This window comes from Streptomyces sp. NPDC002795 (assembly GCF_042888725.1).
Classification (GTDB): Bacteria; Actinomycetota; Actinomycetes; order Streptomycetales; family Streptomycetaceae; genus Streptomyces.
Map to the genome: position 1 here is coordinate 1 of NZ_JBIAQB010000023.1, position 12622 is coordinate 12622.

The window sequence follows — 12622 nt, forward strand, 5'->3', positions numbered from 1 at the left end:
TCTTCCCTCCGGAGGACTGATCCGCGGCCCGCACCGTGGTTGCGCTCCCGGGGCTCCGCCCCGGACCCCGCTGCTCAATCGCCGCAGGGGCTTGATATGCCGAACCGTCGAACCGGTCAGCGACTCTGCTGGGCCGGCACCCCGCGGGTGGCCGGCTCGTCCTCCGCGGGGGCGCCGGCCGCGGCGACCGCCGCACCGGTGAGGGTGGCCAGCATTTCGCGGACGTTCGTCAGCTGCGCGTTGATCGAGTCGCGGCGGTTCGTGAGAGCCGCCAGCTCGCGCTCGGATTCGCTGCGGATGCGGTCCGCCTTGGCGTTCGCGTCCGCGACGATGTCCTCGGCCTGGCGCTGAGCCGTCTCCACCGTCTGCCGGGCACGGCGCTCGGCGTCGGTGCGCAGCTTCTCGGCCTCCAGGCGGAGCTGCTCCGCGCGGTGCTCGATCTCGGCGAGGCGCTTCTCGGCCTTGGCCTGACGCGAGGCCAGGTCGCGCTCCGACTGCTCGCGGCGCTTGGCCAGGTTCGTCTCGAAGTCGGCGGCGGCCTGGGCGGCCTTGGCGCGCGTCTCCTCGAAGAGGGCGTCCGCCTCCTCGCGCTTGGACTGCGCGTCCTTCTGCGCCTCGGTGCGCAGCGTGGTGGCCTCGCCCTTGGCCTTCTCGACGATCCGAACGCCCTCGTCCTCGGCCTTGGACTTGCGCTCGGCGGCGAACGACTCCGCGTCGTTGCGCACCTGCTGGGCCGCGGACTCGGCGAGCTCCCGGTGCTGCTCGGCCGCCCTGCGGGCCTCTTCGCGCAGGTCCTTGGCCTCCTCCTCGGCGAGGCGGAGAATCTTCTCGACGCGGGCGCCCAGACCGGCGTACGACGGCTCCGCGTCGTTCACCTGCGCCTGAGCGTTCTGCGTCTCGAGGTGGAGTTCCTCGATGCGCTTTTCCAGAGCAGTGATACGGGCAAGAGCGCTGTCACGGTCGGAGACGAGCTTGGAGATCCGTTCGTCCACCTGAGCGCGGTCGTACCCACGCCGCACAAGCTCGAAGCCGTAGGGGGAAGTGTCGCTCATGGGGTTCCTGTCGAATGAGACCGGTGAGGTGATAGGGGGAATCCTAGGGGGCGTAGCGGCGTGTCATCGGGCAGATGTCGGATTGATCAGCCTTCAACTCTAGAATGACCCTCCTTTTGAGTGGCGTAAGGACGGAGCGCTTGCCAGCACAGGACCAAAGGTCCTTGGCGAGCACGGTAGTTGACCGAAAGGCTAGCCCTCCGAGCCCTTGCCACCCGAACGTGTGGCCCCCGCTGCGGCCCCCGCCTTGACGCCGCCCGCGGCGGAGCCGCCATTGGATGCGGTCTTGCCTCCCCCGCCCGTCGGGGCCTCAAAACTCTCCAGCGCCTCCAGTACGTCCTGGACACGGGAGATCTCGGCGTTGATGTCCTCGCGGCGCCTGACCAGCACGTCGAGATCCCGCTGACCCTTTTCGATCATGGCGGTGGCCTCCTGCTCGGCATCCGCCTTGATCTTGTCCGCCTCGCGGGACAACCCGGCCTTCTTCTGCTCGGCTTCCTTGAGAAGTCCTTCGGCCTTCTTCACGGCCGCGATCCGGACCTTGCCGGCCTCCGAATTCGCGTCGTTCAGCAGCTCCTTGGCCTTCGTCTGCGCCTCGGAGAGCTGCTCCTCCGCGGCCTTGACCAGGGCGTCGCAGCGTTCGCCCGCGTTCTTCATGGTCTCCGCCGACTCGCGGCGCGCGTACTCGTGCAGCTCCTCGATCTCGGCCGTGATCCGGTCGCGCAACTCCTCGGCGCGCTCCCTGATCTGCGTCGCGTCCCTGCGGGTGCCGACCAGCAGTTCGTCCGCGTCCGTACGGGCCTTCTCCACGATCGAGTTGCCCTCGACGGTCGACTCAGCGACCAGGCGCTCGGCCTCCGTGCGGGCCGCGCCGACCATCGTGTCGGCCTGCGCCTCCGCGTCGGCGGTCGTCTTCTGCGCCGTCTCCTGCGCCTCGCGGGTCAGCTTGTCGGCCTCGGTCGCGGACTCCGTGATGAGCTTGTCGACCTGCTCCGCGGCCTCCGTACGCCGCTTGTTGGCGTCCTTGCGGGCCTCGTCCAGGGTGTGCTCGGCCTCCTCGCGCGCGGCCGCCGTGATGCGGTCCGCCTCGGCCGCCGCGTCCGCCTTGACGTGCTCGGCGGCGGTGCGGATCCGCTCGGCGTGCTGCTGCGCGGAGGTGACCGTCTCGGCGGCCTCCGCGCGCAGCCGCTCCGCGTCACCGGAGGCGTCCGAGATCAGCTTCTCGGCCTTGGCGACGGAGTCGGTCCGTACGCGCTCGGCCTCGGCCCGCGTCTCGCTGGTCAACTGCTCGGCGGCGGACGTCGATTCGGCGCGCAGCCGCTCCGCCTCGGTGCTCGCGTCACCGACGAGCTTCTCGGCCTTGGCCGTGGACTCGGAGCGGACCCGCTCCGCCTCCGCGTTGGTCTCCGTCGTCAGGCGCTCGGCCTCGGCGGTCGCCTCGGTGATCAGCGTGTCGGCCTGCTCGGCCGCTTCGGAGCGGATCCGGTTGGCGTCATCGCGGGCGTCCGCGCGGGTGCGCGACGCGTCCTGGTCGGCGGCCGCGCGCAGGTCGGAGGCCTCCGTACGGACCTGCTGGGCGTGCTCGGAGGCGTCCGTGCGCAGCCGCTCCGACTCGGTGAAGGCCTCCGAAACGGTGCGCTCCGCCATGGACTTGGCGGCCTCCGCCTCGGCGGTGGCGTCGGAACGGACCCGGTTCGCGTCCTCGGTGGCGCGCTCCCGCTCCGCGTAGGCGTCGGAGCGGACCCGGTCGGCCTCCTCCTGCGCCTCCGTCCGCGTGCGCTCCGCGGCGTGCTCGGCGGCGCTGCGCAGCCCGGTGATCTCCTCCTGGGCCTGCTCGTGCAGCCCGGCCACGGAGTCGCGCACCTGCTGCGCCGTCTGCTCGGCGGTGCCGACCATCTCGGTCGCCCGCTGGTCCGCCTCCTCGACCAGGCGGACGGCCTCGGTCTGCGCCTCGTCGACGCGGGCACGCGCCACGGCGAGCAGTTCCTCGCTCTGCTCGCGGGCCCGCGAGCGCTCCTGCTCGGCCTCCTCGCGCGCGCTGCCGAGCGTCTCCTCGGCCTCGCGGCGGCGCCGCACCGCTTCCTCCTGGGCGGCGGCCAGCGTCTCCGCGGCCTCGGTGGCGATCCGCTCGGCGGCGGTCTGCGCCTCGGCGCGGATCCGGTCGGCGGACTCCTGCGCCTCCGTCTTGAGCCGCTCGGCCTCCGCGGCGGCCTCGGACCGCAGTCGTACGGCGGCGTTCTCGGCCTCGGAGCGGGTCGTCGCCGCGTCGGACGCGGCCTCCGTACGAAGACGCTCGGCCTCCGTCTCGGCCTGCGCCTGCACCGTACGGGCGCGCTCGGAGGCGTCCGCGCGCAGCCGCTCGGCCTCGTCGGCGGCCTCGCGGCGCAGCGTCTCGCCCTGCTCCCGCGCCTCGTTCAGCGCCGTCTCCGACGCGGTCAGGCGCTCCTCGGCCTCCGTGTGCAGACGGGTCAGCTCGCGGGCCGCCTCCTCCTGCTTGGCCCGGGCCGCCTGCTCGGCCTCGTCCTTGAGCTCCTGCGCCGCGCGCTCCGCCTCGGACCTGGTGGCCTCTGCCTGCTCCTCGGCCTCGGTGCGGTACCGCTCGGCCTCCGCGCGCGTGCGCTCCAGCGTCTCCTCGGCCTGCTTGCGCAGCGACGTGGCCCGCTCGATGGCCTCCGTACGGACGCGCTCGCTCTCCGTCGTCGCGGAGGTCCGCAGCTCGTCCGCGTCCGCCTTCGCCTTGGAGAGGAGCTGCTCGGCGGTGCTGGCCGACTCCTCGATCTGCTGGACGGCCTCGCGGCGGGCCTCGGCCCGGATCCGCTCGCCCTCCTCGACGGCCTCGGCCCGCAACTGCTCGGCCTCGCCGCGCAGCCTGCGCGCCTCCTCCTGGAGCTCGACGGTCTTGGCGCGGTACTCCTTGGTGTCGTCCTTGGCCGCACCCTTGAGTTCCGTCGCCAGATCGTGCGCCTCGGCGCGCAGCCGGTCCGCCTCCGACTCGGCGTCGGCGCGCAGCCGCTCGGCCTCGTCGGCCGCCGCCTTCGTCGTCGCCTTGGCTTCCTCGGACGCCTTGTTGAGCACGTCCTCCGCGGTGCGCGCGGCCTTCGCGAGCTCGCCGGCGGTCTCCTCGGCGGTGACCGTACGGGCCTTCTCCTTGGCCGCGGCGATCAGCTTCTCGGCCTCGGCCTTGGCGTCGGCGACGACCTGCTCGGCCTCCGCCTTCGTGGTCTCCGCGTCCTTGGTGGCCTCCTGGACGAGGCGGGCCACCTGCTCCTTGGCGGTGCGCGTGCGCTGCTCGTTGGCCGCCTCGGCGCTCGCGAGCTGCTTGCCCGCCGAGTCCTTCGCCTCCGCGAGCACCTTGTCGGCCTCGGCGCGGGCCTCGCGCAGCGCGCTGTCCGCCTCGGCGATCTTCTGCTCGGCGGCGCGGCTCAGCTCGCCGGACCGGCGGCGGGCCTGCTCGGACTCCTCGCCCGTCGTCGTCCGCAGCTGCTCGGCGTGGTCGGTGGCCTCCTGCGCCTGCGTCGACGCGGCGTTCAGCAGGCGCTCGGCGTCCTGCCGGGCGCGGGCCAGGATCGACTGCGCCTCGGCGCGCGCGTCCTCGGCCTCGGAGGTGAGGCGCCGGCGGGCCTGGTCTGCGACCCGCTCGGCCTCGGTGCGGGCGGCGGCGAGCGCCTGGTCGGCCTCGGCGCGCGACTCGTCGAGGAGGCGGCGGGCCTGCTGCTCGGTGCGGGCACGCAGCTGCTCGGCCCACTGCACGTTCTCGTTGACGTGCGTCTCGACCGTGCGGCGGCGCTCGGAGAGTTCCTGGTCGAGCTGCTGGCGGCGGTTGACGGCCTCCGTGTGCAGCTCGGACTGGAGCCGGGACTGCTGCTCGGCGTGTTCCTGGAGGATCCGCTGGGTCTGCGCGCGGGCGTCGCGGAGCTCGCGCTCGGCGTCGGCGCGCAGCTGGTCGGCCTGGATCTGCGCGTTACGGAGGAGCTGCTCGGCCTGGTAGCCGATGTCCGACCCGTCGTAGGCAGGCCGGGACGCGAGGCTGCGGCGCGCCTCGTGCAGCTTGGCGCGCAACACCTCCACCTGGTAGCCGAGGTCCTCGGCGTGCTGGACGGCCTTCTCCCGATCGGTCTTCAGCCGGTCCATCTCGGCTTCGAACCGCGAGAGATGGTCGGTCTCAGCCGGCCGTCGGCCGTCCTGGCTCTCATAGCCCCGCACTGCGCGGTCCCATCCGTCCCCTGGTCGCAAGTTCTTCTTACGAGCCCCGCCCATCCCGCGAACGGAGCCCCCGGGGAATGGTGTCAGATCGAATCGGACGGTGCCGCCGGACCGGCGCGGCTGATGCCGTGTGCCGCCCGACTTGCCCCGACCCTCGTCCCCCGATACCCGGACCCCGGCCCACGACCGGCCGTTGGAGACGGCAGCCGCCCCACAAGCCTACCGGCCCCACTATGTGGAGGTCAGTGCTCCGCCGAGTCCTTCGGTGCGGCGGTGACGAGTTCGGTGAGTACGCCGTGGCAGTCCTTGGGGTGCAGGAACGTGATGCGGGAGTCCATCGAGCCGCGCCGGGGCTCTTCGTAGAGGACGCGTACGCCCTTGGCCTTGATGTCGTTCGCGTCCGTGTCGACGTCGGCCGTGCCGAAGGCGATGTGGTGCACACCCTCGCCGTTCTTGGCCAGCCATTTACCGACGGCGGAGTCCTCGCGGGTGGGTTCGAGCAGCTGGAGGTAGGTGGCGCCCCCGTCGCTCGTCCCGTTGACCTTGAGCATGGCCTCGCGTACGCCCTGCTCCTCGTTGACCTCGGAGTGGTACACCTCGAAGCCGTACGTGGCCCGGTAGAACTCGACGGTCTTGTCGAGGTCGAAGCAGGCGATCCCGATGTGGTCGATTCGCGTCAGCATGCTGTAAGTGCAGCGCGGTTCGAGGTGGTTACGCAACGTGCGCGCGATCACACCCCGGTGGCGATGACGTGCGCGATACCGGTCAGTACATTCGAGTAAACCCTCGTTCACTCCTCACCACCAAGGGGCCGTGCCTCATGTCAGGAACGACCGGTACCACGTCAGTGATCGTCGCGGGCGCGCGGACGCCCATGGGCCGTCTGCTCGGCTCGCTCAAGTCCTTCTCCGGAGCCGACCTCGGCGGCTTCGCGATCAAGGCCGCCCTCGACCGTGCGGGAATCGGTGGCGACCAGGTGCAGTACGTGATCATGGGCCAGGTGCTGCAGGCCGGGACGGGGCAGATCCCGGCGCGCCAGGCCGCGGTCAAGGCGGGCATTCCGATGAACGTCCCGGCGCTCACGATCAACAAGGTGTGTCTGTCCGGGCTCGACGCCATCGCGCTGGCCGACCAGCTCGTTCGCGCCGGCGAATTCGACGTGGTCGTGGCCGGTGGCCAGGAGTCCATGACGAACGCTCCGCACCTGCTGCCGAAGTCCCGCGAGGGCTACAAGTACGGCGCGGTCGAGATGCTCGACGCGATGGCGCACGACGGCCTCACCGACGCCTTCGAGAACATCCCCATGGGCGCGTCGACGGAGAAGCACAACACCCGCCTCGGCATCGCCCGCCCCGAGCAGGACGAGATCGCGGCACTCTCCCACCAGCGGGCCGCCGCCGCGCAGAAGAACGGCATCTTCGAAGCCGAGATCACGCCCGTCGAGATCCCGCAGCGCAAGGGTGAGCCGGTCGTCTTCAGCAAGGACGAGGGCATCCGCGCGGAGACCACCGCCGAGTCGCTCGGCAAGCTGCGCCCGGCCTTCGCCAAGGACGGCACGATCACCGCAGGCACCTCCTCGCAGATCTCGGACGGCGCCGCGGCGGTCGTCGTCATGAGCAAGGCGAAGGCGCAGGAGCTGGGCCTGGAGTGGATCGCCGAGATCGGCGCGCACGGCAACGTCGCGGGACCGGACAACTCGTTGCAGTCGCAGCCTTCGAACGCCATCCAGCACGCCCTCAAGAAGGAGGGCATCGGAACCGAGGACCTCGACCTCGTCGAGATCAACGAGGCCTTCGCGGCGGTCGCCGTGCAGTCGATGAAGGACCTCGGCGTGTCCTCGGACAAGGTGAACGTCAACGGCGGGGCCATCGCCCTCGGTCACCCGATCGGGATGTCCGGCGCGCGCATCGTGCTGCACCTCGCCCTGGAGCTGAAGCGGCGCGGCGGCGGCATCGGCGCGGCCGCCCTGTGCGGTGGCGGCGGTCAGGGTGACGCGCTGGTGGTGCGGGTACCCAAGGCGTAACGCCTTTCGTATTCGTCCTACGCCTTCGTCGGTGTACGGGAACTGGTGAACGGAGCTGTGATGCAGGACGTCCCCACGCTGGTCGCGCAGGCGAGGGAGGGCAGGCCGCGTGCCGTGGCCCGGCTGATCTCGCTGGTGGAGGGGGCGTCCCCACAGCTGCGCGAGGTCATGGAAGCGCTGGCCCCGCTGACCGGGAACGCGTACGTGGTCGGGCTCACCGGCTCGCCCGGTGTCGGCAAGTCGACCTCCACGTCGGCGCTCGTGAGCGCGTACCGGCGGGCCGGGAAGCGGGTCGGCGTGCTCGCCGTCGACCCGTCGTCGCCGTTCAGCGGCGGCGCGCTCCTCGGCGACCGGGTCCGGATGTCGGAGCACGCGTCCGACCCCGGCGTCTACATCCGCTCGATGGCGACGCGCGGACACCTGGGCGGCCTCGCCTGGGCCGCGCCGCAGGCGATCCGCGTCCTCGACGCCGCCGGCTGCGACGTGATCCTGGTCGAGACGGTCGGCGTCGGGCAGTCCGAGGTCGAGATCGCCTCGCAGGCGGACACGTCGGTGGTGCTGCTCGCGCCCGGCATGGGTGACGGGATCCAGGCGGCCAAGGCCGGAATCCTGGAGATCGGCGACGTGTACGTGGTCAACAAGGCCGACCGGGACGGGGCCGACGCCACGGCCCGCGAGCTGAACCACATGCTCGGCCTCGGCGAATCCCGCGGACCCGGCGACTGGCGCCCCCCGATCGTGAAGACGGTCGCCGCGCGCGGCGAGGGCGTCGACGAGGTCGTCGAGGCCCTGGAGAAGCACCGGGCGTGGATGGAGGAGCACGACGTGCTCTCCGAGCGCCGTGCGGCGCGCGCGGCCCGCGAGGTCGAGACGATCGCGGTGACGGCACTGCGCGAACGGATCGGCGACCTCTCCGGGGACCGCCGCCTGGGCGCACTGGCCGAACGCATCGTGTCCGGCGACCTCGACCCGTACCGGGCGGCGGACGAGCTGGTGAAGGGCCTCACCGAAGCCTGACCGGGGCCCCGGCGGTCTGTTCACCGTCGGGACCCGCTGTTACGGTGCGGCCATGTCTTTCCTCCGTGTGTAGAGAACTCCGGTGCGTCCACGCCCCGTTGAGTTCTCCACGCATGCTTCGCTCCGGAGGAAAACCGTCATGTACGCCGCCGTGTTGCGGACCCCGTACGCCCTGCGCACCTTTGGTGCGGCCCTGCTCGGGCGCCTCTCGTACGGGACCGTCGCTCTCTCCCTGATGCTCGCCGTGACCGCCGCCACCGGCTCGTACGCCGTCGCGGGCGCGGTCATGGCGCTGTACGGCGCCGCCAGCGTGCTGCTGTCGCCGCTGCGCGCCCTGTTCATCGACCGGTACGGGCCGCGCCGCGCGCTGCCCCCGATGGCCCTGTCCTACGCCGCGTTGCTCGCGGTACTCGCCGCCGTCGCCTGGCGGCCCGGGGCCCCTGGCTGGCTGCTCGTCGCCCTCGCCCTGCCGACCGGGGCGCTGACGCCGCCGCTCGGGCCCGCCATGCGCACCGTGTGGGGCCAACTTCTGTCCGACCGGCGGCTGTTGCAGCGTGCCTACAGCCTCGACGGGGTCGCCGAGGAGTTGCTGCTGGTGTGCGGCCCCGTGCTGGTGGGTGTGCTGGTGCTGTGGGCCCCTGCCGCTTTCGGCGTCGCCTTGAGCGCCGGGCTCGTGGCCGTCGGAACGCTGGTGTTCGTCGCCTCGCCCGCCGTCGCGGGGGTGGCCCCGGTACCGCGGGAGGCCGGGCGACGTCGTACGGCCCGGGGGAAGGTCGCCCGTCGCCTCTGGCGGCCCGTCGTCGTGACCCTCGGCGTCGGGATCGCGCTCGGAGCGGCCGATCTGCTCGTCCTCGCGTTCGCCGAGGACCGGGGCCGGGGCGGGGCCGCCGCGTGGATCCTGGCGGCGCTCTCGGCGGGCAGCGCGGTGGGCGGGCTCGTGAACGGGGCCGTGGACTGGCGCGGGGCGCCTCGTGTCCGGCTGGCGTTCCTTGCGGTCGGCCTCGCGGCGGCGCTGGGGGGAGCGGCGCTGGCGCCGGGCCTCGTCGCGCTCGCGGTGGCGGCGGCGTGCGTGGGCCTGTTCGTCGCGCCGGCCCTGACCACGGCGTACCTGATCGCGGACGATGCGGTGGACGCGGGGTTCCGTACGCAGGCCGGGGCGTGGGTCAACACGTCCCTGAACGCGGGCTGTTCGGCCGGTACGGCGGGCGTCGGACTGCTGGTCGGCCACGTTCCGCTGTCGCTGTGCTTCGCGGCGGCGGCGGTGGCTCCGCTGGTGGCGGGGATCGTGGCAGCCAAGCCATTGCGGAGCCCCGGGAGCGCAACCCCGCCGGGGCTGAGGCCGCGGGGCTCCGCCCCGGACCCCGCGCCTCAATCGCCGGCGGGGCTTGAGGTGGCTCAGTCGTCGTCGCCGTCGTCGTCCGAACCGTCGTCGTCCGACGAGTGATCCACGGTCACCGCACCCGACTGGAGGTCCACATGCCAGTCGTGCTCCGTGCCGTTCTTGGACGTCGTCTCGACCTCCCAGACCTTGACCGAACCGTCGTCGTCGGCGTCCACAGAGGTGACCGTGCCCTTCGAGGCCGCGGCCTTGGCGGCGTCCTCGGCCGACGTCGACGCGTCCTTCAGGGTCGCCGCGACGCGGGCCGCGCTGTCGTCGCCGTCGTCGTCGCGCTCGGTGTGGGAGCCGAGCACCTTGCCGGTGCCCGGGTCGATCTCGACGTGCTGCCACTTGTCGCCGGAGCCGATCACGTCGACGTCCCAGACGAGCCGGCCGTCGTCGGAGTCGAGGTCGGCGCCGACGGCCGTGCCGGGCGTGTGCTTGAGGGCGGCGGCGATGGCGTCCTCGGCCTTCACCTTGGCGCCCTTCGCCTCGTTGATCTCCTCCTGGTCGTCGCTCACGCCGTCGTCGTCCTTGACCCGAACGGACGACTGCTTCGCCGAGCTCGACGAACCGTCGTCGCCGGAGACCGCGACCGCGGTGGCCGTGCCCCCCGCGCCGAGCAGGGCCACGGCGGCGATGGCGGAGATGACAGTGGTACGGCGCTTCATGAGCTTCTCCCGTGTCTGGTGGGCGGCTTCGGGCCGCCCTGTCCGTCCTTCGAGAAACACATTGCCCTGACGACCCTGAAGCCCCGCTGAAGGACCCTGAAGGGTTCTTCAGGTTCGACCTGCCACCCTTGCCCACATGCGCCCACCCGTCTCCCACCACCGCCCCACCGGAGGCGCTTCGCGCCGCCCCTTTCGATTCTTGATCGTCGAGGACGAGAAGCGGCTCGCCCTGTCGCTCGCCAAGGGACTCACCGCCGAGGGCTACGCCGTCGACGTGGTCCACGACGGCCTGGAGGGCCTGCACCAGGCGAGCGAGGTGGCGTACGACCTGGTCGTGCTCGACATCATGCTGCCCGGCATGAACGGCTACCGGGTCTGCGGTGCCCTGCGCGCCGCCGGCAACGACGTGCCGATCCTGATGCTGACCGCGAAGGACGGCGAGTACGACGAGGCCGAGGGGCTCGACACCGGCGCGGACGACTACCTGACCAAGCCCTTCTCGTACGTCGTGCTGGTCGCGCGCGTGAAGGCGCTGCTGCGGCGCCGGGGAAGCGCCGGTGGCGCCAGCCCCGTGCACACCGTCGGGCCCTACGCCGTCGACACCGCCGCGCGCCGCGTCACCCACGCCGACGACGGTGAAGTCCCGCTCACCACCAAGGAGTTCGCGGTCCTTGAGCAGCTCGTGACACGCGCCGGTGAGGTCGTGTCCAAGAGCGAGATCCTCGACCACGTATGGGACTTCGCGTACGAGGGGGACCCGAACATCGTCGAGGTGTACGTGAGCGCCCTGCGTCGCAAGCTCGGTTCCTCCCTCATCCGCACGGTGCGCGGCGCCGGATACCGACTTGAGGTGCCCCGATGAGCAGGCTGCGCAGGCCCTTCAGCTCGGTGCGGGCCCGCGCCGCTCTCGCCGCGACCCTCGTCGTCGCGGTCGCCCTGGTCGCGGCCGGCGCCACCGTGCTGCTCTCGCTGCGCGGCAACCTCACCGATCAGGCGGGCGGCGACGCCGACTCCACGGCCCGCCGCGTCGCCACCTCCCTGGCCACCGGCACCGCGCCCGACGCGCTCGACCTGGACGACGAGGACCCGGTGCAGGTCGTCGACGAGGACAACAGGGTGCTGGCCACGTCCGAGGACCTGGAGAAGATCTCCGGCACCGGCGTGAGCGGCGTCAAGCCGGGTGCGGCGCGCCCCGATGACGACGGCGACGACGACGGGGGAGACGACAGCAGGCAGAACGGCAGCGTCTCCAACGACACCGACTACACCGACGGCAGCGCCACCATCGACGGTGACAGCGCCGACTACCGGTTCGCCGCGGTCGAGGCCGAGGACACCGCGTACGGGGATCTGACCGTCCACGCGGGCGGCTCCCTCGAAGCCGAACAGAGCGCGGTCAACACGGCGTTGACCTCCATGCTGATCGGTTTCCCGGTGCTGCTCGTCATCGTGGGCGGGGTGACGTACCTGGTGACCCGGCGCGCGCTGCGGCCCGTGGAGGGCATCCGCGCCGAGATGGCCGCGATCACGGCGTCGCAGGACCTGGGAAGGCGGGTGCCGGAACCGGACACCCACGACGAAGTGGCCCGGCTCGCCGGCACCACCAATGAGACGCTCGCCGCGCTTGAAGCCTCCGTTGACCGCCAGCGCCGGTTCGTCGCCGACGCCTCGCACGAGCTGCGCAGCCCGATCGCCTCGCTGCGCACCCAGCTCGAAGTCGGCGCGGCCCACCCGGAGTTGCTCGATGTGGACGGCGCGGTCGAGGACACGGTGCGTTTGCAGGAGCTGGCCGCGGATCTGCTCCTCCTTGCCCGGCTCGACGCGGGGGAGAAGCCCGGCGGCGCCGAGGTCGACCTCGGCGCCCTGGTGCGCGAGGAGCTGTCCCAGCGCATCGGCGACCGTGTCCCCGTCACCGTGGACGTGACTGCCGTGCCCCAGGTCAGCGGCTCCCGCGGGCAGTTGGCGCGGGTCCTCGGCAACCTCGTGGACAACGCGCAGCGGCACGCCCGCGCCGGGGTCCGGGTGGCGGTGCGTGCGGAGGACGGCCGCGTGGTGCTGAGGGTCGCCGACGACGGGCAGGGTGTGCCGGAGGGTGAGCGGGAGCGGATCTTCGAGCGGTTCGTACGGCTCGACGACGCGCGCACCCGGGACGGCGGCGGGGCCGGTCTCGGTCTCGCCATCGCCCGGGACGTGGCGGAGCGGCACGGCGGCTCGCTCACGGTGCGCTCCGCGCCGGAGGGCGGCGCGCTCTTCGAGCTCGCGCTGCCCTCCGACTGAC

9 protein-coding genes are annotated in these 12622 nt (G+C 72.3%); 5 read left to right on the forward strand and 4 right to left on the reverse strand.

All coding sequences use genetic code 11. The annotated features are described in order from the left end of the window. Positions 1-116: 116 nt before the first annotated feature. From ACFYWS_RS39030 to mce, 3 genes are all read right to left on the reverse strand, one after another. Entirely contained in the window at positions 117-1052 is a 936-nt protein-coding gene (locus ACFYWS_RS39030) for a cellulose-binding protein (RefSeq protein ID WP_389284435.1), read from the reverse strand. Between the two features lie 192 nt (positions 1053-1244). Next, on the reverse strand, positions 1245-5255 hold the full coding sequence (gene scy, locus ACFYWS_RS39035) for a polarized growth protein Scy (RefSeq protein ID WP_389284436.1): 4011 nt from the start codon (positions 5253-5255) through the stop codon (positions 1245-1247). A gap of 242 nt (positions 5256-5497) precedes the next feature. Continuing rightward, the gene (mce, locus tag ACFYWS_RS39040) at positions 5498-5938 is read right to left on the reverse strand and encodes a methylmalonyl-CoA epimerase (RefSeq protein WP_389284438.1); all 441 of its coding nucleotides are present in this window, start codon (positions 5936-5938) and stop codon (positions 5498-5500) included. Positions 5939-6075: 137 nt separating this feature from the next. Between mce and ACFYWS_RS39045 the strand changes: the two genes are divergently transcribed. The 3 genes from ACFYWS_RS39045 to ACFYWS_RS39055 all read left to right on the forward strand — a co-directional run bounded on the left by ACFYWS_RS39045 (position 6076) and on the right by ACFYWS_RS39055 (position 9739). Next, complete coding sequence (locus ACFYWS_RS39045; RefSeq protein WP_389284439.1) at positions 6076-7278, forward strand: acetyl-CoA C-acetyltransferase; 1203 nt, start codon at positions 6076-6078, stop codon at positions 7276-7278. Positions 7279-7338: 60 nt separating this feature from the next. Further along, entirely contained in the window at positions 7339-8295 is a 957-nt protein-coding gene (meaB, locus tag ACFYWS_RS39050) for a methylmalonyl Co-A mutase-associated GTPase MeaB (RefSeq protein ID WP_389284441.1), read from the forward strand. Between the two features lie 139 nt (positions 8296-8434). Further along, positions 8435-9739 (forward strand): MFS transporter, encoded by a 1305-nt coding sequence (locus ACFYWS_RS39055; protein ID WP_389284442.1) that lies wholly within the window; start codon positions 8435-8437, stop codon positions 9737-9739. Here the strand turns inward: ACFYWS_RS39055 and ACFYWS_RS39060 are convergent. Next, complete coding sequence (locus ACFYWS_RS39060; protein ID WP_389284444.1) at positions 9691-10344, reverse strand: PepSY domain-containing protein; 654 nt, start codon at positions 10342-10344, stop codon at positions 9691-9693. The two genes, ACFYWS_RS39055 and ACFYWS_RS39060, sit on opposite strands and share 49 nt — an antisense overlap. 136 nt (positions 10345-10480) lie before the next feature. Here ACFYWS_RS39060 and ACFYWS_RS39065 point away from each other — a divergent pair, with 136 nt between their 5' ends. After that, positions 10481-11206 carry a response regulator transcription factor gene (locus ACFYWS_RS39065; RefSeq protein WP_389284446.1) on the forward strand — a complete coding sequence of 242 codons (726 nt, stop codon included), beginning with the start codon at positions 10481-10483 and terminating at the stop codon, positions 11204-11206. A 5-nt stretch (positions 11207-11211) separates the two neighbouring features. Continuing rightward, positions 11212-12621 carry a sensor histidine kinase gene (locus tag ACFYWS_RS39070; RefSeq protein WP_389284494.1) on the forward strand — a complete coding sequence of 470 codons (1410 nt, stop codon included), beginning with the start codon at positions 11212-11214 and terminating at the stop codon, positions 12619-12621. The last annotated feature ends 1 nt before the right edge of the window (position 12622 follow it).